This window comes from Agrobacterium tumefaciens str. B6 (assembly GCF_001541315.1).
Taxonomy (GTDB): Bacteria; Pseudomonadota; Alphaproteobacteria; order Rhizobiales; family Rhizobiaceae; genus Agrobacterium; species Agrobacterium radiobacter.
On the sequence record NZ_LMVK01000006.1, the window covers coordinates 35,207 to 54,382 of the forward strand.

At 60.0% G+C, this 19,176-nt stretch carries 20 protein-coding genes; 9 read left to right on the forward strand and 11 right to left on the reverse strand.

Annotated features, from left to right (window positions below; translation table 11 throughout):
• Nucleotides 1-9: 9 nt before the first annotated feature.
• From ASB65_RS06655 to ASB65_RS28090, 3 genes are all read right to left on the reverse strand, one after another.
• Nucleotides 10-978, reverse strand: a complete 969-nt coding sequence (locus ASB65_RS06655; RefSeq protein ID WP_060723399.1) for a glutathione S-transferase family protein — start codon at nucleotides 976-978, stop codon at nucleotides 10-12.
• A 105-nt stretch (nucleotides 979-1,083) separates the two neighbouring features.
• Entirely contained in the window at nucleotides 1,084-1,971 is an 888-nt protein-coding gene (locus tag ASB65_RS06660; RefSeq protein WP_060723400.1) for a DMT family transporter, read from the reverse strand.
• Between the two features lie 169 nt (nucleotides 1,972-2,140).
• Nucleotides 2,141-2,290: a hypothetical protein gene (locus tag ASB65_RS28090; RefSeq protein ID WP_153463790.1), complete on the reverse strand. Its 150-nt coding sequence runs from the start codon at nucleotides 2,288-2,290 to the stop codon at nucleotides 2,141-2,143.
• 63 nt (nucleotides 2,291-2,353) lie between these two features.
• Between ASB65_RS28090 and ASB65_RS06665 the strand changes: the two genes are divergently transcribed.
• Both ASB65_RS06665 and ASB65_RS06670 read left to right on the forward strand, forming a co-directional pair.
• On the forward strand, nucleotides 2,354-3,670 hold the full coding sequence (locus ASB65_RS06665) for a UDP-glucose dehydrogenase family protein (protein WP_003508722.1): 1,317 nt from the start codon (nucleotides 2,354-2,356) through the stop codon (nucleotides 3,668-3,670).
• 86 nt (nucleotides 3,671-3,756) lie between these two features.
• Nucleotides 3,757-4,779, forward strand: coding sequence for an NAD-dependent epimerase (locus tag ASB65_RS06670; RefSeq protein ID WP_003508721.1), 1,023 nt, complete (start codon nucleotides 3,757-3,759; stop codon nucleotides 4,777-4,779).
• 2 nt (nucleotides 4,780-4,781) lie between these two features.
• Here the strand turns inward: ASB65_RS06670 and ASB65_RS06675 are convergent, their stop codons facing one another.
• Genes ASB65_RS06675 through ASB65_RS06685 form a run of 3 tightly spaced genes read right to left on the reverse strand, consistent with a single transcriptional unit; the run spans nucleotide 4,782 to nucleotide 8,543 of the window.
• Nucleotides 4,782-5,828: a glutathione synthase gene (locus ASB65_RS06675; protein WP_003508719.1), complete on the reverse strand. Its 1,047-nt coding sequence runs from the start codon at nucleotides 5,826-5,828 to the stop codon at nucleotides 4,782-4,784.
• 10 nt (nucleotides 5,829-5,838) lie between these two features.
• Nucleotides 5,839-7,716: a flavohemoglobin expression-modulating QEGLA motif protein gene (locus ASB65_RS06680; RefSeq protein WP_060723450.1), complete on the reverse strand. Its 1,878-nt coding sequence runs from the start codon at nucleotides 7,714-7,716 to the stop codon at nucleotides 5,839-5,841.
• Nucleotides 7,713-8,543, reverse strand: a complete 831-nt coding sequence (locus ASB65_RS06685; protein WP_060723451.1) for an N-formylglutamate amidohydrolase — start codon at nucleotides 8,541-8,543, stop codon at nucleotides 7,713-7,715. The genes ASB65_RS06680 and ASB65_RS06685 overlap by 4 nt, the downstream gene beginning before the upstream one ends.
• A 291-nt stretch (nucleotides 8,544-8,834) precedes the next feature.
• On the opposite strand from ASB65_RS06685, the gene ASB65_RS06690 reads away from it, so the two are divergent.
• From ASB65_RS06690 to ASB65_RS06715, 6 genes are all read left to right on the forward strand, one after another.
• Nucleotides 8,835-9,056: a hypothetical protein gene (locus ASB65_RS06690; protein ID WP_020009963.1), complete on the forward strand. Its 222-nt coding sequence runs from the start codon at nucleotides 8,835-8,837 to the stop codon at nucleotides 9,054-9,056.
• An 18-nt stretch (nucleotides 9,057-9,074) separates the two neighbouring features.
• Entirely contained in the window at nucleotides 9,075-9,635 is a 561-nt protein-coding gene (locus tag ASB65_RS06695) for a DJ-1/PfpI/YhbO family deglycase/protease (RefSeq protein ID WP_060723401.1), read from the forward strand.
• A gap of 61 nt (nucleotides 9,636-9,696) precedes the next feature.
• Entirely contained in the window at nucleotides 9,697-10,137 is a 441-nt protein-coding gene (locus ASB65_RS06700; RefSeq protein ID WP_020009965.1) for a PPC domain-containing DNA-binding protein, read from the forward strand.
• Nucleotides 10,138-10,191: 54 nt separating this feature from the next.
• Nucleotides 10,192-11,052: a TIGR02587 family membrane protein gene (locus ASB65_RS06705; protein ID WP_060723402.1), complete on the forward strand. Its 861-nt coding sequence runs from the start codon at nucleotides 10,192-10,194 to the stop codon at nucleotides 11,050-11,052.
• 7 nt (nucleotides 11,053-11,059) lie between these two features.
• Entirely contained in the window at nucleotides 11,060-11,470 is a 411-nt protein-coding gene (locus ASB65_RS06710; RefSeq protein ID WP_060723403.1) for a TIGR02588 family protein, read from the forward strand.
• 18 nt (nucleotides 11,471-11,488) lie between these two features.
• Nucleotides 11,489-12,715 carry an NAD(P)/FAD-dependent oxidoreductase gene (locus ASB65_RS06715; protein ID WP_060723404.1) on the forward strand — a complete coding sequence of 409 codons (1,227 nt, stop codon included), beginning with the start codon at nucleotides 11,489-11,491 and terminating at the stop codon, nucleotides 12,713-12,715.
• Between the two features lie 6 nt (nucleotides 12,716-12,721).
• On the opposite strand, the gene ASB65_RS06720 is transcribed toward ASB65_RS06715, so the two are convergent.
• Nucleotides 12,722-13,207, reverse strand: a complete 486-nt coding sequence (locus ASB65_RS06720) for an MgtC/SapB family protein (protein WP_060723405.1) — start codon at nucleotides 13,205-13,207, stop codon at nucleotides 12,722-12,724.
• A gap of 172 nt (nucleotides 13,208-13,379) precedes the next feature.
• Here ASB65_RS06720 and ASB65_RS06725 point away from each other — a divergent pair, with 172 nt between their 5' ends.
• Nucleotides 13,380-13,880 (forward strand): ferritin-like domain-containing protein, encoded by a 501-nt coding sequence (locus ASB65_RS06725; RefSeq protein WP_020009970.1) that lies wholly within the window; start codon nucleotides 13,380-13,382, stop codon nucleotides 13,878-13,880.
• A 70-nt stretch (nucleotides 13,881-13,950) separates the two neighbouring features.
• On the opposite strand, the gene ASB65_RS06730 is transcribed toward ASB65_RS06725, so the two are convergent.
• The 4 genes from ASB65_RS06730 to ASB65_RS06745 all read right to left on the reverse strand — a co-directional run bounded on the left by ASB65_RS06730 (nucleotide 13,951) and on the right by ASB65_RS06745 (nucleotide 19,174).
• Nucleotides 13,951-16,287 carry a glucose/quinate/shikimate family membrane-bound PQQ-dependent dehydrogenase gene (locus ASB65_RS06730; protein ID WP_060723406.1) on the reverse strand — a complete coding sequence of 779 codons (2,337 nt, stop codon included), beginning with the start codon at nucleotides 16,285-16,287 and terminating at the stop codon, nucleotides 13,951-13,953.
• A 103-nt stretch (nucleotides 16,288-16,390) separates the two neighbouring features.
• Nucleotides 16,391-16,732: a hypothetical protein gene (locus ASB65_RS06735; protein ID WP_003508699.1), complete on the reverse strand. Its 342-nt coding sequence runs from the start codon at nucleotides 16,730-16,732 to the stop codon at nucleotides 16,391-16,393.
• A 494-nt stretch (nucleotides 16,733-17,226) separates the two neighbouring features.
• Complete coding sequence (locus tag ASB65_RS06740; RefSeq protein WP_060723407.1) at nucleotides 17,227-18,270, reverse strand: helix-turn-helix domain-containing protein; 1,044 nt, start codon at nucleotides 18,268-18,270, stop codon at nucleotides 17,227-17,229.
• Nucleotides 18,271-18,388: 118 nt separating this feature from the next.
• Entirely contained in the window at nucleotides 18,389-19,174 is a 786-nt protein-coding gene (locus ASB65_RS06745) for a 3-hydroxybutyrate dehydrogenase (protein WP_060723408.1), read from the reverse strand.
• Between the last annotated feature and the right edge of the window lie 2 nt (nucleotides 19,175-19,176).

A 19,176-nucleotide genomic window follows, 5' to 3' on the forward strand; every position in this document is an offset into this window, starting at 1 on the left:
CCGTTCACCTCACAGGGAAACGTCATCCAGCCCCGGAAGATCAGGACCGACAGGCACGATGTGGGTCGGGTTGAGCGCCTTGATGGAATAATAACCGCGCTTGATATGGTCGATATTGACCGTGTCACGCACGCCCGGAACGTTCAGCACCCGCATCATATAGGCCTGCAGGGCGGGATAATCGGCGATGCGGCGGAGATTGCATTTGAACAGGCCGTAATAGGCGGCATCGAAACGCACCAGCGTCACAAAAAGCCGGACATCCGTTTCGGTCAGGAGATCGCCGAAAAGGAAAGGCCCGCCTGAGACGAGGCGGCTTTCAAGCTCCTGAAGCGTCGCGAACACGTCGGCGAAGGCTTCTTCATAAGCGACCTGCGTGGTGGCAAAACCGGTTCTGTAAACGCCGTTGTTGAGCCGCGGATAGATGTGGTCGTTGAGAGCATCGATCTCATCGCGCAGCGCTTCCGGATACAGGTCCACGCCATTGTCGGCCAGAGCGCCGAAACCGGAATTCAGCATGCGCAGAATATCGGCGGATTCGTTGTTGACGATCGTCTTCGTCTTTTTATCCCACAGAACCGGCACAGTGGCGCGACCGGTATAGTGCGGATCCGCGCTGGTATAGACTTCGTGCATATAGGTGAAGCCGTTGAGCGTGTCGCGATCCGAACCCGGATAGTCGCCGAATTTCCAGCCCTCGTCGGAAAGGGCGGGCTCGACAACGGAGACCGAAATCGCCTCTTCCAGCTTCTTCAGCTTTCGGCCAATCAGCGTGCGCGATGCCCAGGGGCAGATCAGCGCGACGTAAAGATGATAGCGGCCGGCCTCGGCCGCAAAACCGCCCTCACCCGTCGGCCCCGCCGAACCGTCAGGTGTCACCCAGTTGCGGAAGCCGGAGGTCTGGCGGACAAAGCCGCCTTTCTTGTCTGTCGCCTGCACCGGATGCCAGTCGGCGGTCCATTTTCCATCCACGAGCATTTGCGGCTCCCCGTTCATCTAAAGATGAAAGCCTTATGGGCCGGGTCGCCGCCGCTTCACAAGCCGCGCTTCGGTTGACGCACTGTTTCCGATCGGCGAATGGGCTCAAAGGCGATTGCGGAAAAACGGGTTCCAGCGCACGGTGCCGAGCCTTACCTTTTCGCGGATCATCGTCAGCAGACCCGATGCGGCGATGACGCTCAATCCCAGCACCGCCATGGCGTCAGGATATTCGTGGAAGAAGGCCATGCCGATCGCCACGGCCCAGAGGATTTGCGAATAATGCGACGGCGCGATCTGGCTCGCCGGCGCGATGCGGATTGCGACCAGAAGCGTGATCTGCCCCGTCGCCGTACAAAGTCCGATGAAGGCGAAGGCCAGAAGCTGGTGCAGGGTGGGCATGACAAAATCGGGGATGGAGGCAATACCGTTGAAGGTGAGGCCATAGATCAGCAGCACGCCCATGATCGAAGTGCGCTTTTCCTTGCCCGCAAGCGAGCGGAGCAAAACGATGGTCATCGCCGCCAGGAAGGCGACACCGATGGCGGCGATATGCCCGAGTTCCAGCGTCTTGAAGCCCGGCCGCACAACCAGAATGACGCCGACGATGCCGGCCAGAACCGCCGCCCAGCGCCACGGGCCGATATTCCCCTTCAGCACGACGGCGGAAAGCACGGTCACGAAGAGCGGCGACAGGAAGATCAGCGCATAGGCTTCCGCCAGCGGAATGGTGGTGAAGGCATAGATGCCTAAAATACCGGCGAAGAGGCCGGAAATGGCGCGGCCGTGCACGGCGAAGGGCCGGCTCATGCGCCAGAATTCACGCCATCTTTCCTCGCGCGGCTTGCTGAAGAAGATGAAGATGCCGGAAAAGAGGATGCTGAAGAAGCCGATTTCGAAAACGCTGATCTGCGATCCAAGCGACTTGATGGTGGCATCGCCCAAGGAAAAGGTCGCATAAGCGAACAGGCCGAGCAGAAAACCCTTTTGCATTTGAACGTCCCCGAACACCGACCGCAAGGCAAAGCTTCCCCCGGCCGCGTGGAACGCGACCCGGACGCCCCTTTAAGGGACAGACAGTCTGGCAGATTTGATCCTCACCCTATGGCTAGACCCGGCTACCTATGAGTGCAAGCCGCAAAACAGGCAAAAATGCGCGATCTCACCGCATCAATGCAATCGGCTGCAAGGTGCGGCAAATTTGTCCCGCCACAGCCATCACATCACCGTCATGGAAAGAGGTTAGCCGGTGTTGATCGTGGCGCTTGGCGACGGGCATGAAGGCGGCTAAGTATGTCATGGTATTTTTCACCCGCCGATTTCCCCGGCCGGTGTCGCTGCGTTAACATGACCTCGCTAACCGAAAGGAAAAAGAATGCGGATTGTGATGATCGGTTCGGGTTATGTCGGCCTCGTGTCCGGCGCGTGTTTTGCAGATTTCGGCCATGACGTGGTCTGCGTCGACAAGATGCCGGAGAAGATCGAAGCCCTGAAAAACGGCCATATCCCGATCTTCGAGCCGGGTCTCGATGTCATCGTCGCCAACAACGCCAAGGCTGGCCGATTGAGCTTCACGACGGATCTTTCCGCTGCGGTCGCCAATGCCGAGGTCGTCTTCATCGCGGTCGGCACCCCCTCGCGGCGCGGCGATGGCCATGCCGATCTCGGTTATGTCTATGCGGCGGCGAAAGAGATCGCCCATGCACTCGACGGCTTCACCGTCATCGTCACCAAATCCACTGTTCCCGTCGGCACCGGTGACGAGGTGGAACGCATCATCCACGAGGAAAACCCCTCGGCCGATTTCGCCGTGGTCTCCAACCCGGAATTCCTGCGCGAAGGTGCCGCCATTGAGGATTTCAAGCGGCCGGACCGCATCGTCGTCGGCCTTTCGGATGAGCGCGCCCGCCCCGTCATGACCGAGGTTTACCGCCCGCTTTATCTCAACCAGTCGCCGCTGCTCTTCACCACCAGACGTGCGTCCGAACTCATCAAATATGCCGCCAACGCCTTTCTGGCGATGAAGATCACCTTCATCAACGAGATGGCTGATCTGTGCGAAAAGGTCGGCGCCAATGTGCAGGACGTCTCGCGCGGCATCGGTCTCGATGGCCGCATCGGCCCGAAATTCCTGCATGCCGGCCCCGGTTATGGCGGCTCCTGTTTCCCGAAGGACACGCTGGCGCTCGCCAAGACCGCGCAGGATTATGACGCCCCGGTGCGGCTGATCGAGACCACCATCGCCATCAACGACAACCGCAAGCGCGCCATGGGCCGCAAGGTCATCAACGCGATGGGCGGTGATGTGCGCGGCAAGAAGATCGCCGTGCTTGGCCTCACCTTCAAGCCGAATACCGACGACATGCGCGACAGCCCGGCAATCGCCATCATCCAGACCCTGCAGGACGGCGGTGCGAAAGTGGTCGGTTACGATCCGGAAGGCATGGCGAATGCCCGCCACCTGATGGAAGACATCGACTATGCGGACGGCCCCTACGAGGCAGCGGAAGACGCCGACGCCGTGGTGATCGTGACGGAATGGAACCAGTTCCGCGCACTCGACCTGCCGCGCCTGAAGGCGATCATGAAAAGCCCTGTTCTGGTGGACCTGCGCAATATCTACCGCACGGATGAAGTCGCCGCGCATGGCTTCATCTATGCCGCAGTCGGTCGTCCGCACGAAGGCGCGTAGAGGTTTCGTTTTTTCAATTTCATTAAAAGGTTTTCTGCGCTTCGGTCAGACCGAAAACGCACCAACGGATTCGGGATATAATCATCATGCGTTATCTGGTTACCGGTACGGCTGGCTTCATCGGCTTTTACGTTGCGAAACGGCTGCTGGACGCCGGCCATTTCGTGACCGGCTTCGATGGCATGACGAAATATTACGATGTCAGCCTCAAGGAAAAACGCCACGCCATTCTTTCCCGCTCCAACGGCTTCCGGGCCGAGATCGGCATGCTGGAAGATACGGATGCGCTGAAACGAGCCGCGGAGGCAGCGGAACCGGAAATCATCATCCATCTCGCCGCCCAGGCGGGTGTCCGTTACAGCCTTGAAAATCCGCGCGCCTATATCGATTCCAATCTCATCGGCTCGTTCAACATGCTGGAGCTCGCCAGAAGCCTTGATGTCAAGCACCTGATGCTGGCATCGACCTCCTCCATCTACGGCGCCAACGAGAAAATCCCCTTCGCGGAAAGCGACAAGGCCGACGAACCGATGACGCTTTACGCGGCCACCAAAAAATCGATGGAACTGATGGCGCACAGCTATGCCCATCTGCACAAGCTGCCCACCACCGCCTTCCGTTTCTTCACGGTCTATGGCCCGTGGGGACGGCCGGACATGGCGCCGATCAAATTCGTCGACGCCGTCTCCAACGGCAGAGCGATCGATATTTACGGGCAAGGCAATATGAGCCGCGATTTCACCTATATCGATGACCTCGTGGAAGGCATCGTCCGGCTGAGCGCGGTCATCCCTTCCGAGGAAAACCGGGTCACGCAGGAAGGTGTCACCGACACGCTCTCGCACCATGCGCCGTTCCGCATCGTCAATATCGGCGGCGGCCAGCCGGTGGAGCTGATGCGCTTTGTCGAAACGGTGGAAAAGGCGGTCGGCAGGCCGGCTATCCGCAACATGCTGCCGATGCAGCAGGGCGATGTGCCCCGCACCTTCGCCTCGCCCGATCTTTTGAGAGCCCTGACCGGCTACGTGCCGCAAACCCCGGTCGAGGAGGGCATCAAGGCCCTCGTCGCCTGGTATCGCGAGATGCACCCGGCCGAATTACGGGAATAAGCTCACAGCGTCGCCAGCAGGCGGTTGGAGATGGTGCCGCCGGACGCGCTCTGCATGCTGATCTTGGTTTCCACGGCCTCGATGATCGTGTCGCTGAAATCCATCTCGGTGAGATCGCGGATATTGGAAAGGCCGCCCGGCGAAAACACGTTTACTTCCAGTATCTTGTCACCGACAATGTCGAGCCCGACGAGGAACATACCGTCCTCCACGAGCTTCGGCCGCACCATCTCGGCAAGCGCCACGATTTCATCCGTCACCTTCACCGCCTCGGCGGTGCCTTTGGCATGGATGTTGGAGCGCAGGTCGCCCTTGGCCGGTACGCGGCGAAGGGCGGCATATTTGCCGTCACGCATCAACGGTCGGCCATTCATCATGAAGAAGCGGATATCACCATCCTTCGCAGCCGGCAGATAGGCCTGCGCGATCAGATAACCCTCAAGGCTGACCGCTTCGAAAATCTGGTTGAGATTGGCCTCCTTGCTGGAGCCGATCTTGAAGACGTTCTTACCGCCGGAACCCTGCAGCGGCTTGACGATGACGCCCTTGGGGTGGCCATCGGCAAAGGCGCGTATTTCATCGACATTGCGCGAGATGATCGTGGTGGGGCGGACGATTTCAGGAAAGCTCTGGAAATAGAGCTTGTTTTGCGCCAGCGCCAAGCCTTCTGGATCATTCAGCACCACGACGCCGCGCTGTTCTGCAAGCCGCCCGAACAGGATGCCGGCATGCACCGCCCACGGTCGCGTTGTCTGGTCGAGCGAGGGGTCGTTGCGCAGCATCAGCGCATCGATTTCCTCCACATCCATGGTGCGCCGCTCCAGCGCCTTGTCCTGAAGGGCGGCATGGAAGCCTTCCGATTTCTTGTATTTTGTCTTCGGCAATACGGTGGCATGGATGGTCAGGCTGTCATCCGCGCGCAGGGTAAAATCCCCTGGTGTCAGATAGACCACCTCATGGCCGCGATTGAGTGCCGCCATGGCAAGCAGGCCGGTCGCGTAGTTCGGCCCCTCGGTTTCGATGGAATTGACGAAAAATGCGATACGCATGAAGCCCCTCCTATAAAGTCGCCAGTTCGGCAATGGATAATCCCGCCCGTATTTTTTCCAGCCGCTCATTGGCCTTGGCGGGCAGCAGAAATGCGGGTCGGACACCCGGCGGACGAAGCAGGCCGCGCAGGGCGAGCTCCTGCATGACAGGAAAATGGGCGGCGGCGATCTTGCCCATCCAGAACGGATCGAGCGCGCCGCCCCTGCGCAGATGGTCCATCACCTCGGCCAACCCGCGCAGATAAATCGCATCCTTGGAGAGACCCCCGCCGCGATAGATGCGCAGCACCATGTTGAAGGCCGCGGCCTCGTCGAAACCGTGTTCGCGGGTCATGATGCGGAAAGTGTCCACGAAAGACGCACCATCCAGCATGGCGGCGCAGCCGACGACGCGGCCGGCGATCAGCCGCAGGCGCTCGCGCGTCATGCCGCCGGCCAGATGTTCCGCCAGCACCGCCAGCCCTTCCTGCACGCCCTCATAACCGGAAAGGCCGGTGCGGAAGAGCCGCAGCCCCTGAAACGAGCCGTTGAAATAGGTAAGAAGATGCACACCGATCTCATGCGACAGGAGCGCCTCGACACGGCGCTGTTCCATGACAGTATGGCGGGAGATCAAGAGCTTCTCGCCCGTCACCATCAGGCCGGGTGGCAGGTCATCACGGATTTCGACGCGGGCCTTGAATTCCGGCTCCTCGCCCAGATAGGTCTCGACCATTTCGCGCGACTTCCTGGCGACCACGTAACAATCCACCATGGCGATTTCGCCGCTTTCTTGCCTGTGCGGGCAATCCTCAAGCACGCGAAGCGCCAGCGTCAGAAGAGCGGGTTCGACGGCACCATAGAGGGCGCGTGAAAAATCGGTGAAGGTGCGATGATGCAGGCTCGCCAGCATCGTCAGCTGCAGATCGATCTCCCGCTGTTTCTCCCGGTAGAGATGATAGAGCACCGGGTCTTCAAGATGGTCGAAGACGACGGAATAGAGCTTGCGCTTCTGCTCCTCCACATCCACGCCCAGCGGCCGGTAAAGCAGGCGCGGCGCGTACTGGAAGCTGCCATCGCGAAATTCCTCGAACGCCCGGCGCGCATTGATGGGCGTGACGGAGAGAAGAAAATCGAAGGAGGAGACAATCTCGTCGATCGACCGGTCGGCACGTTTGACCGCATCGACAAAGGCCTTGCGGCCAAGCGCCCGGTGACTGGTGACCTTCAGCGCATCCATGCCTGAGGAAAAGGACGAAAAGGCCTGCAGACCGGCATCGAAGAGATCGGCAATCATCGTCTCGCGCAGACCGGGATAATCCGCACCGGATTCCGGCTGGCGATAGATCGGCGCGAAGCGCACGCTGATGCAGGGAAAATCCAGTCCGGCATTCTGAAACCGCAGGACCGGGTCAGCTTCCGGCTCCGGCCGGGTGATGCGCGGCGTGCGAAAGCGCACTTCGGCATCACAGACCGCCTTGATGAAGACCCGACGCGCTTTCTGGGTTTCCGGTTCTGACGTCGCGGAGACCGAAACCTCATAATGCGGCAGGAAGGGAGAGTCGTCGGCGAGCAGGATGTCGTGTTCAAGCTCGCCAATATCGAGAACAATAAAGGCGCCGAAACGCTCGCGCATCACCGCGCCGACCGCCTCGATCAGCGGCGCGGCCTCCTGAATGTTCGAAGCGATGAGATAGGAGGCATGGGCGGCGGCGATGTCGCGCGCGGCGACATCTTTCGTGCCGCCCGTCAGATGCAGACAGAGGAACGGCAGCGGCCGGTCGATGTGCAAACGGCCGTCTTTTCCGACATCGCGGCGGATGGCCTTGCCGGCTTCCAGGCATGACACGACGTCGTCGACCAGATCGGCGATGGGGGAAGGCGCGCTGCAGACGGATGAGAGGTTCATCGCCGCGCCCTCAGACATTCTTCAAGAACCGGCTGGAGCGTTGCGATCGCTTCGCGAATATCCGCCACCACGCGCGCATCCGGCTTTCCCGTCCACTCGTCCATGAAGAATTTCTTGAACTCGATTGCGATGGCGCAGCCATTTTCGGCGAAACGCTCGTGGATGAAGCGCGTCTGCTCGCCCTTGCCCTGAAACGCCACATTCTCGCGAACATCGAGACGGCGTCCGCCGATGGTCGCAGACGCAAAATGATGACCGACCGCGCTGACGACATCACCCCAGCGGCTACGATCCATGGAAAAGGTGCCGATGTTGATATCGGGTGCTTCCGCCTGCGCCGTCGCCGGTGCGTCGGCGCCCTGGCGGCGATGATTGTAACTGTGCACATCCAGCACCACGAAAGCACCATGCCGTCGCTCGAGCGTTGAGAGAACGGTTTCAAGCATCGCGTAATAATCAGCGTGGAAATCGAGCGATTGCCGGCTGGCCTGTTCCGGCAGCGTCTGGTTCCAGACCTCCAGCCCCCAGGATTGTTCCGGCTTCAGATAGATCGCCTCATCGGTGGCGCGATTGAGATCGACTTCAAAACGGGAATGGTGAACGACGATCCGGTTCGTCAATCCGGCGACCATCTCGCCGGTAAAGGGATCCTCCTCTCTCAGCCGCTTTTCCGGCGAAAGAGCCATCAGATCGGCTATATCCATGCGGATGAAATGACCGTCATGGATGGCCGTGCCGATAACGGGCGAATTGCCGAAATCGACCGACCAGAAGCCCCTGTTTTCGTTGTTACCCCGGTATTCGCCGTCACTCTGTGTGGCTGCCATGCTGCCTCCCTGCATCGGGGATAAAACAACACGACATGTCCGTTTGTTCCGGTAAAAAATTGCGCACTATTCATTTGTGCCTGGCAATGATGCCGCCCGAAAAAACTGCGGAACCATCCTTTAAAGCTCACGTTGTTCCAGCAGGAGGGCCGCCGTGTCAAACGGACACGATGGTGCCGAAGAACACCGGGATTTTTCCGTTTTCTCCCGGTGGCCAACGAAATGGCAGCCGAGCTTCTTACCCATCCGGCGCCCCTCCGTTCCCGTTTTCCACGCACAAGGAGCTGCGACATGGAAAAGACCGAAACACGCAAACTTGCGGAAGAATATCTGCGGCTCGGCGGCACCCGCAAGGTCATGATCGACGACAACAAGACCTTCGTGCGCCAATGGAAAGCCGAACCGGCGGAAGCCGAGCGATTTTGGCAAACCAACATCGAAAATCTCGATGAGAAGCGCCTCAAGGACGTGGAATTCTTCCTCCCCTCCATGAATTCCGACAAGGACGACTGAACCCAGAAGGAGACAGATATGACTGCCATCAACGCCGCAAAAATCCTCATTCTCGCAACGGACGGATACGAACGTTCCGAGCTGCGGGTGCCGTATGACCAGTTGAAGGCCAAGGGTGCGGACGTGAAGATCGCCTCCATCAAGGAGGGCGAAATCAAGAGCTGGGATAAGAAGAACTGGGGCGACAGCATCACCGTCGATCTCTCGGCCAAGACCGTAAAAACCGAAGATTTTGACGCACTGGTTCTTCCCGGTGGCCAGATCAACCCGGATATTCTGCGCCATGACGAGGATGCGATACGGGTGGTTCGCGATTTCGTCAAATCGGGCAAGGTGGTTGCCGCCATCTGCCATGCGCCGTGGCTGCTTGTCGAAGCGGACGCCCTGCGCGGCCGCGACGCCACTTCCTATTGGTCGATCAAGACCGACCTCAAGAATGCCGGCGCCAACTGGAAGGATGAAAAGGTGGTAACGGACAAGGGTATCATCACCTCCCGCAGCCCTGACGATCTCGATGCCTTCGTCGCCAAGATCGTGGAAGAGATTGAGGAAGGCCGTCACGAACGTCGCGCCGCTTAAGACACGAACGACATTCCCGTGCCGCCGGTTTCCGGCGGCACTTTTATTTTGGAGGAAGAATATGAAAAGCAGATTGCTGGCAAGCGGCGCGGAGCGCACCTTCATCCTCGTCATCGATCCCGAGGAAGAAGCCTTCGAGGCCATCAGGCGTTTTGCCAGGGCCGAGAACATCAACGCCGCCTCTGTCACCGCGATCGGCGCCTTCGCCACGGCAACGCTCGCCTTTTTTGATCTGTCCACGCAGGACTACAAGGAAATACCGGTCACCGAACAGAGCGAGGTCCTGAGCCTGCTTGGCGACATTACGCTTGACGAGAACGACACGCCCAATCCGCACCTGCATGTGGTTCTGGGTTTTGCCGACGGGTCCACAAAAGGCGGCCATTTTCTGAAGGGCGTGGTTCGTCCCACTCTGGAAGTCGTCATTCGCGAAACGCCCGCAGAATTGCGGCGCAGCTATAACAGGGAATTCGGCATCGCCCTTATTGACCCTGCGAAATAAACCCAACGGAACCGGAAAAACGCCATTGCGTTATCCTCCGCACAAGGGGACGGCATGGCGGTTACGGTCAATCAAAAACATGGGGAAGATGACGAGGTCAGGCAGTTCCTGATCGGCCTTGCGCGCGGCACAGCGGGTGCATTGCTGTTTGCCCTGCCCATGCTGATGACCATGGAAATGTGGTTCCTCGGTCTTTACGTCAACTCATGGCGGCTTCTGCTGCTCTGCATCCTCAACCTGCCGCTGCTTCTTCTTCTTGCCCGCCGCATCGGTTTTGAGAATATCAATTCCTGGAGCCAGGCCCTGCGCGACGCGATAACCGCCTATGGGCTGGGCATCGCTGTCAGCGCGGGCGTGCTCCTGCTGTTCGGCGTTCTGAACGACCAGCTCACCGCCTCCAATATCGTCGCCAAGGTCGCGCTGCAATCCGTTCCCGCCAGCATCGGCGCGCTGCTCGGCCGCAGCCAGCTCGGCCAGCATTCCGACGCAGAGGACGAAGAGGAAGGCGAGTATTCCGGCGAGACAGGTTATCTGCACGAGCTTTTCATGATGGTGGTGGGCGCGCTCTTCCTCAACCTCAATGTCGCCCCGACGGAGGAAATGATCCTGATCGCCTACAAGGTGACGCCCTATCACGTTCTGGCCCTTTGTCTGCTGTCGATCGCCATCATGCATGGCTTTGTCTATGCGCTTCACTTCAAGGGCTCGCATCAGCTGCATGAAGGACAGCAATGGTGGCAATCCTTCATCCGCTTCACCCTGCCCGGCTACGTCATCGCCATCGCCATCAGCATCTATACGCTCTGGACCTTCGAGCGCCTCGACCACACCTCGCTGTCGCAGATCATGAATGCCGCCGTCATTCTCGGTGTTCCAGCCTCGATCGGCGCGGCGTCGGCCCGGCTGATCCTGTGAGGACAAGATGACGATATCGAAAAACGGAAAACAGACGGAAAGCGCCGATCCGCATTGGATCGAATGGGTGACGGGAACCATCTGCACCTTGCTCGTCGCCGCGATGCTCGGCTGGATCGCCTATGACATCTATCGCTATGTACCCGAGGATGCCCGCTTCGACATCGCCGTCACCAGCGTGGAGGGGCAGCCCGGGCAATATCGGGTGAAATTCGACATCCGCAACCTCTCCATGACCACCGCAGCGCAGGTGCAGGTGCGCGGCGACCTGCAGCGGAATGACGCCGCGCCGGAAAACGCCGATGTGACCTTCGATTATGTCGCCTCGGAATCGAAGGACAGCGGCACGCTTTTTTTCCGCAGCGATCCCCGCAGCGGAACGCTCACCCTCACTGTCGCCGGTTATACCGAGCCTTGACCCATTCAGGACATCTTCATGACGACACCGGAACTGACGAAAGAACGCGATCTCAGGGATTCAAAACCGGTCTGGGCCGATAGCCCGCGCATCGGCATCCGCAGCGGGCACACACCCGCCTCCGACCATTACGACACGATCGTCGTCGGCGCCGGCATCAGCGGCGCACTCGTATCCCACGCCCTGCAAAGGCCGGGTCAATCCATGCTCATCATCGACCGGCGCGAACCGGTCATGGGCAGCAGCGTGGCAAGCACCGCGATGATACAGCACGAGATCGACACGCCGCTGACGGAACTCAGAAAGATGATCGGCAGGCCCGCAGCCGACAGGGCATGGCAGCGTTCCGCACGCGCCGTCCTGCGTCTGGAGGAAATCGTCTCCTCGCTTGGCATCTCCTGCAGCATGAAGCGCAAGCAGGCGCTTTATCTCGCCGGAGACGAAATGGGATCGCGCGCGTTGAAAGCCGAAGCGGCCGCGCGCAAAGAAGCTGGCATCGAAGCCCGCTTCCTCTCCGCTGCAGAACTGCGAGAGCAATATGGGCTGGACCGGACCGCCGCCATCCTCAGCGATATCTCGGCCTCAGCCAATCCCGCACAGCTGACGGCCGGCCTTTTGCGCCATACGGCCGGCGCAGGCGCCGAAATCGTCTCCCAGCTTGAGATCACCGATCTCAGAAACCTCGGCAACAAAGTTGTCCTCGCCACCGCCGGCGGCAAGATCCTTTCCGCACGCAATGTCGTTTTCTGCACCGGCTATGAATTCCTGAAAATGCTGGAGAGCCCGAAACACCAGATCATTTCCACCTGGGCTCTGGCGAGCAAAAAGCGGCTCGATCTACCCGGCTGGCTGGAGAACCATATCCTCTGGGAAGCGTCCGATCCCTATCTTTACCTGCGCACCGACCGCGAGGGGAGGATGATCGCCGGAGGCGAGGACGAGGAAAACCCCACCGCCTATCTGTCGGAGCGCAAGCTTTCCGCGAAGGCGAAGACGATCAGCTGCAAGATCGAAAGGCTTCTTGGCGTCGATATGGGAGAGCCGGACTATCGCTGGGCGGCGGCCTTCGGCACCACCACCACCGGCCTGCCGCTGATCGGCGCGGTGCCCGGCATGAAAAACGTCTATGCCGTGATGGGTTTCGGCGGTAATGGCCTCACCTTCAGCCAGATCGCCGCCGAAATCGTGGCGGCCGCCGTTAATGGCGGCAAGGACCCGGACGCCGATCTCTTCCGTTTCGGCTGATGCCCGTCAATCCTCCTTGATACCGGTGGCCACCGGCAAGCGCCGGAGCGTCCAAAGGACAACGATACCGGCGCCTGCGGCGACAAGGGCAAGCGGCCACATGCCGAGACCTGCCGAGAGGCCGATTGCCGCCGAAAGCCACATGCTGGCGCCCGTCGTTAGGCCTTTGACATCCCCTCTCGTATAAACGACCACACCCGCTGCGAGAAAGGCGATGCCCGCCGTCACGGCTTCCACCAGACGGATAGGATCGAGCCGCGCGGCCTCATGACCTTCCGCCATCGTCTCCATCATATGAATGGTGATGATGCAGAAGGTGACGGCAGCAAGGCCGATGAGCATGTTGGTGCGCAAACCGGCCGTGTTCTTGTGAAACTCCCGCTCCAGACCGATCAGGCCGCACAGGATGACCGCGCCGAACACGCGCACCAGCAGCACCTCGAAGGGGATGGAAATATTCATGGAAAATTCTTCTGCAAGGCTCTGGGGCACGTCATGTCTCCTCCCGACATTTATTCCCACTAAGTTCGGAAAGGCTGCGTTGGTTCCGCGCAGCAATATAAACGTTGCGCGCAACCGAGCCGGAACCATGGCAGCAGCAAAGGGTTTGTCTCCCGTGCGCATGGGCGCACATCATGCATTTTTACACATGGGAGAAGGACCAATGGCCGAGAAGAAACTCGACGACCTGTTTTACGACACGCTGAAGGATATCTACTACGCCGAAAGGCAGATCCTGAAGGCCCTGCCGAAAATGGCACGGGCGGCGACAGATCCGAAGCTGAAACAGGCTTTTGAAAAGCACAAGGAAGAAACCCAGGGCCACGTCGAACGCCTGCAGGAAGTATTCGAGATCATTGGCAAGCGCGCACAGGGCAAGACCTGCGAAGCCATCCAGGGCATTATCGCCGAGGGCGAGGAGATCATGGAGGACTTCAAAGGCACACCCGCGCTTGATGCCGGTCTCGTTTCGTCGGCACAGGCGGTCGAACACTATGAGATCGCCCGCTACGGCACGCTTAAGGCCTGGGCGGAAAAGCTGGGCCACACCAAGGCGGTTTCGCTGCTGGATGCCACGCTCAAGGAAGAGGCAAAGACCGACGATGCGCTGACCGCGCTCGCCGAGACTTCGGTCAACGCCGCCGCCCAGAAAAAGGCCGCGTAATACCCCTCAACAACAAAAACCGGAATGGTCACCCATTCCGGTTTTTTATGTGTCTTGAAGACTGCAGAGATTACGGCAGGGTATAGGCGATCACATAATCGCCCGGCTTGGTTCCGACGGAACCGTGACCACCTGCAACCATCACCACATATTGCTTGCCGCCCTCCAGCGCATAGGTCATGGGCGTTGCCTGGCCGCCGGCCGGCAGGCGCGCTTCCCATAGCTGCTTGCCGGTGGTGAGGTCATAGGCGCGCAGATAGTTGTCGACGGCAGCACCGAGGAAGGCCACGCCGCCCTTGGTGATCATCGGCCCGCCAATACCAGGCACACCCACCTTGAAGGGCAGCGGCAGCGGCGTCATGTCATAGACCGTGCCGTTCTTGTGCTTGTAGGCGATATCGCCGGTGCGCAGGTCGGCACCCGTGACATAACCCCATGGCGGGGCCTGGCAAGGGATTTTCAGCGGACCGAGGAACGGACCCATGAACACGCCGTAGGGTGCGCCGTCATTGCGGTTCAGGCCCTGTTCGCTACCCTTTTCGTCCTGCCCCTTCGGCGGAATGTCGGCGCGCGGCACGAGCTGCGAGGTGAAGGCGAGATAGGTCGGCATGCCGAACATGACCTGGCGTTCGGGGTCGACCGCGACGCTGCCCCAGTTGAAGGTGCCGAAATTGCCGGGATAGATGATCGAGCCGGTCAGTGACGGCGGCGTATAGCGGCCCTTGTAGTTCAGCTGATGAAAGCGGATGCGGCAGGCGAGCTGGTCGAACATGGAGACGCCCCACATGTCCTTTTCCTGCAATGGCTCCGGCTTGAACGACAAGGCCGTCGTCGGCTGCGTCGGTGAGGTGAAGTCCTCAGGGATCGCACCGCCCGGCGCCGGCTCCTCCGTGATCGGCAGAAGCGGCTCGCCGGTGCGCCGGTCGAGAACGTAGATATCGCCCTGCTTGGTCGGGCCGACGAGAGCCGGGATGGTCTGACCGTCCTTGGTGATGTCGAGCAGCACTGGCTGGGCCGGCACGTCCATGTCCCAGAGATCGTGATGAACCGTCTGGCGCACCCAGCGATCCTTGCCGGTGTTAATATCGAGCGCGACGATGGAGGAAGAATATTTCTCCACATTCTCGCTGCGGCCCATGCCGAGCTGATCCGGCACCTGATTGCCGAGCGGGATATAAACGAGACCGAGGCCTTCATCATAACTGAAGACCGACCAGCTGTTGGGCGAATTGGTGGTGTAGGTCTCACCCGCCGCAATCGGTTCGGTTTTCGCCGGATCGCCGGAATCCCAGTTCCAGACGAGCGCACCGCTATTCACATCGAAAGCGCGGATGACACCGGACTGTTCCTGCGTGGAATAGTTGTCGTTCACCGCGCCGCCGATGATGATCTTGCCCGCCGCGATGACCGGCGGCGAGGTCGAATAATAATAGCCGGCAGGATTGTATTTCATGCCCTGCTCAAGATGCAGCACACCCTGATCGGCAAAGGAAGTGCAGACCTGACCGGTGGCCGCATCAAGCGCGATCAGCCGCGCATCCGAGGTCGGCAGGTAGACGCGTTGGGCGCAGGCCGTGCCTTCAGCGGCATTGGGCTCGGCATAATAGGACACGCCGCGGCAGGTCTGGTGCTGGCGGTCCGGATTAAGACCGACATTCGGGGCATATTTCCACTTTTCCTTGCCGGTGGCGGCATCGATGGCAATCGCCCAATTATGCGGCGTGCAGATATAAAGCGTATTGCCGATCTTGAGTGGCGTCACCTGATAGGTGGTTTCCCCCACATCATCAGGCAGCTTCACATCGCCAGTCTGGTAACGCCAGGCTTCCTTGAGCTGCGAGACATTCTCGACATTGACCTGGGTCAGCGGCGAATAACGCTGTCCATAGGGCGTGCGGCCATATTGATGCCAGTCACCGTCAGGCACATTGCCGCCATAGGCGGGCGTCGCCGAGGCGGTTTCCTGCGGCAGGGAACCTGCCGTGTCGTGTGGATCCTGCGCCATGGAATATCCGGCCACGACGATGGAGGCGAGCACGGATAGCGCAAGCGGCCAGGCGTTCGGCCCATAGCGAAGCCCGGTGGGGCTCGCAAAACCGAGCGGCTTCCGGACCCATGGAACCAGAAGCCACAGCCCGATGAGAATGACGATGCCACCGCGCGGGCCAAGCTGCCACCAGTCGAAGCCAACTTCCCAGATAGCCCAGGCGAGCGTGGCGACAATGAAGACGGCATAGACGTGAAGGGCTGCGCGATTGCGCTTGAACAGCAGAACGGCCGTCAACAGGAAGGCCAGTCCGGAAAGCACGTAATAAAAGCTCCCGCCCAGCATGACGAGCTGAGAGCCGAAACCGAACAGCCCAAGACCGATCAGCGTAAGAACAACTGCAGTGACGGTGACTGCCATGAATGAAACCCCCGATTCCTGTCACTTTGCGTGAAATGAAATCGGGCGCAATCTGGTTCCATGGAAATTATCATCATCGCGAAAAAACTTCACGCTAGGGTGGTCACGGGTTTTGCGGCGCCCCTGTCGAATCCTGTGGCGAGGGGTTTGTCTCTGTCGATGACGGTGGTTGCGCGCGGCCATTCGCGGGATTGTTGTCGAAGCTTCCCGATCCGGACGGCTGCTGCGGCACGGGCGCAGTCTCGGTCTGCGGGTTCTGCGGCAGGTTTTGGTCGGGTTCGAAAACGGAATATTCGACGACACCCCAGACCACCAATGCAAGAAGCACGCTGACGATCAGAATGACAAGGACGGGACGTCCGCGCGATCCCTGCCGCGCACGCGTTGCCGTTTCGCTTTTCGGAGTATCCCGACTGTCGAGATAGCTGGCATTTTCTCTGGCCATGTCTTTCACTCCCTGTAACCCTGTTGATCTAATCCTTGGGGTCAGGGTTTTGTTCCAGATCGCCGGAGAACGACGTTAACCGCACTCGGCCGGCAAACGCGCCCTGTCACAGTCTTCCGCATCCAGCGCGCTGAAGCTTTGTCCAAGGCCGAGCCAGGAAACCGGCAGGCGTGCTTCGCCGTCGTCCGTTTCCGACGGATCGTCTGCGGGGCTGTCTGAATTCGCCGATGGCAGGGGCGATGGCGACCTGTGAAATGTGGCGCCGGAAAAGGATAGGTGTTGTTTTACCGCACGGCGCCATTGGCGACACAGGTCCAGAAAAGCGAGGATTCTCAGCATCATGATTGTCAGGCAATATATTGATAAAAATAACGCGCCCTGTTTGGCACGTCTGGAAGACATGCGCATCCCCATCGCGCCGCAGCCGCAGCGAATGGTCGGATTGTGCCAACAAACCGTCATAAAGTGTCAGAACGGCGCGCGGCCAATCGTCATCAGCGGCCGAGCTGCAGGATCCAGCGTGTCCATTCCGCGCTATCCGGCTTCAGAATATCCGACGTGAGGTCGCGGTTTTCCGAAGCGAAATGCCGCATTTGACGCGGCGAAAGGCCGAAAGTCTTCTTGAAGACGCGGCTGAAATTTTCCGGATTGGTGAAACCATAGGACGCGGCAACCTCGGCAATCGTCATATGCGCCGATTGCGGCGCCCGCAGGAAATCCATCGCGCGTTCGAGACGCCGATGGGTGATGCAGGCCGAAAACCCGCCAAGCGGCTCGAAGAGCCGGTAGACGGTGCGTCGCGACACGCCGAATTCGCCCATGACCTTTTCCACCGACAGGGCCGGATCGAGAAGGTGACTGTCGATATAACGGCGGATGGATGCCCTGAGCGCCCGCTGCACGCCCTGCGCATTGTCTTCCCGGACATGATTGTTGATGGCGGCCGCAGCCAGTTCCAGAAGCGGCGAGACCGTGGCTGCGCCCTCGCTGGCATTCATGACGTCGAAATGGCGATAGATGCTCGTCATCGTTTCGCGCAGCAGCGATACCAGCGGCAAGCCGGCCGGCAGCACGCGTTCATGATGATTGCCGGAACCGGCAAGCCTGCCTTCCAGCAGCCGGCGCGGCACGACGAGGCTGAGATGATCGTGATCCGAGGTGGCGGTGGCCAGCGGCTGCGCCATATCGATGAGATAGAGGTCGCCCGGACCAGCGGTCTCGCCCGAACCGCGCCGCGACATGCTCTTCCCGCTGGCGTAAAATTGCAGGAGAAAACCATCCATGCCGTCGCGGGCAAGCTTGTGGCGCGAACGGTCGAAATCCTGCGCCGAGGACTGGGTGCGGCCGAGCGCGACATTGCCGATGAAAGCGGCGTCCACGCTGGCGAAAAAACCATCATCCTGCGAGCGGCGCAGGCGAGCATCAAAAAGCACGTTGATCGAATCCCGCCACAACGCCATGGCGTCGCGTTTCGGCACTTGGCGCGTATCGAAGCGCGAACGCGCCAGCGGCGCTTCAAAAGACCCTGTGTTCATCATGCCGCTTTTCCGTGAACACGGCGCTGACCCCGCCGTCCACGAAAACTATACAGGATTGAAATCGCCTAACAATACCGGAAACCGGCGCGATCGTTCGCTTCAAGCGCATGTGCGAAATTTATTTCGCCGTCCAGCCGCCATCGATGGAAATGGTGGTGCCGGTGATGGAGCGCGCCATATCACCAGCGAGATAAAGCGCCATTTCCGCCACTTCTTCCGGTTGCACAAACCGTCTGGTCGGCTGCGGCGCAAGCATCACCTTCTTCACCACTTCCTCCTCGCTCATGCCGTGCACGCGCGCCTGATCGGCGACCTGGGCGGCGACAAGCGGCGTCCAGACATAACCTGGGCAGATGGCGTTGCAGGTAATGCCGAGTTCGGCGACTTCCAGCGCCACGCTTTTCGTCAGGCCCACCACCGCATGTTTGGTCGCCACATAAGGCCCCTTGAAGGGTGACGCGCGCAGGCCATGGGCGGAGGCGATGTTGACGATGCGGCCCCAGCCCCTTTCCTTCATGCCGGGCAGCGCCGCATGGATGGTGTGAAACGCGCTGTCGAGAGAGATGGCGACGATGCGGGAGAAATCGGCGAAATCGAACTCGTCGATCGGCGCGACTTTCTGGATGCCGGCATTGTTGACGAGGACGTCGATATGACCAAATTCGGCGATGACGGTTTCCGGCAGATGCGCGCTTTCATCATAGTTGGCGAGATTGGCGGAAAAATAGACCGGCCTGTGCCGCGCCACCTGCGCCACCATCTCCAGGGCCTGCGTCGCCTCCTCCGTCGTCTCTATGCCATGCACCGCGACCAGATATCCCGCTTCGGCGAAACGCCTGGCGATGGCGAGCCCGATGCCGCTGGTGGAACCCGTGACGAGCACGGTTTTCGGTTGATCCTCCATCG

Excerpts from the sequence above, each read along its gene's own strand:
- ASB65_RS06655 (WP_060723399.1), bottom strand. The coding sequence starts at position 978 with ATGCTCGTGGATGGAAAATGGACCGCCGACTGGCATCCGGTGCAGGCG.
- ASB65_RS06660 (WP_060723400.1), bottom strand. The coding sequence starts at position 1,971 with ATGCAAAAGGGTTTTCTGCTCGGCCTGTTCGCTTATGCGACCTTTTCC.
- ASB65_RS06665 (WP_003508722.1), top strand. The coding sequence starts at position 2,354 with ATGCGGATTGTGATGATCGGTTCGGGTTATGTCGGCCTCGTGTCCGGC.
- ASB65_RS06670 (WP_003508721.1), top strand. The coding sequence starts at position 3,757 with ATGCGTTATCTGGTTACCGGTACGGCTGGCTTCATCGGCTTTTACGTT.
- ASB65_RS06675 (WP_003508719.1), bottom strand. The coding sequence starts at position 5,828 with ATGCGTATCGCATTTTTCGTCAATTCCATCGAAACCGAGGGGCCGAAC.
- ASB65_RS06680 (WP_060723450.1), bottom strand. The coding sequence starts at position 7,716 with ATGAACCTCTCATCCGTCTGCAGCGCGCCTTCCCCCATCGCCGATCTG.
- ASB65_RS06685 (WP_060723451.1), bottom strand. The coding sequence starts at position 8,543 with ATGGCAGCCACACAGAGTGACGGCGAATACCGGGGTAACAACGAAAAC.
- ASB65_RS06690 (WP_020009963.1), top strand. The coding sequence starts at position 8,835 with ATGGAAAAGACCGAAACACGCAAACTTGCGGAAGAATATCTGCGGCTC.
- ASB65_RS06695 (WP_060723401.1), top strand. The coding sequence starts at position 9,075 with ATGACTGCCATCAACGCCGCAAAAATCCTCATTCTCGCAACGGACGGA.
- ASB65_RS06700 (WP_020009965.1), top strand. The coding sequence starts at position 9,697 with ATGAAAAGCAGATTGCTGGCAAGCGGCGCGGAGCGCACCTTCATCCTC.
- ASB65_RS06705 (WP_060723402.1), top strand. The coding sequence starts at position 10,192 with ATGGCGGTTACGGTCAATCAAAAACATGGGGAAGATGACGAGGTCAGG.
- ASB65_RS06710 (WP_060723403.1), top strand. The coding sequence starts at position 11,060 with ATGACGATATCGAAAAACGGAAAACAGACGGAAAGCGCCGATCCGCAT.
- ASB65_RS06715 (WP_060723404.1), top strand. The coding sequence starts at position 11,489 with ATGACGACACCGGAACTGACGAAAGAACGCGATCTCAGGGATTCAAAA.
- ASB65_RS06725 (WP_020009970.1), top strand. The coding sequence starts at position 13,380 with ATGGCCGAGAAGAAACTCGACGACCTGTTTTACGACACGCTGAAGGAT.
- ASB65_RS06730 (WP_060723406.1), bottom strand. The coding sequence starts at position 16,287 with ATGGCAGTCACCGTCACTGCAGTTGTTCTTACGCTGATCGGTCTTGGG.
- ASB65_RS06735 (WP_003508699.1), bottom strand. The coding sequence starts at position 16,732 with ATGGCCAGAGAAAATGCCAGCTATCTCGACAGTCGGGATACTCCGAAA.
- ASB65_RS06740 (WP_060723407.1), bottom strand. The coding sequence starts at position 18,270 with ATGATGAACACAGGGTCTTTTGAAGCGCCGCTGGCGCGTTCGCGCTTC.
- ASB65_RS06745 (WP_060723408.1), bottom strand. The coding sequence starts at position 19,174 with ATGGAGGATCAACCGAAAACCGTGCTCGTCACGGGTTCCACCAGCGGC.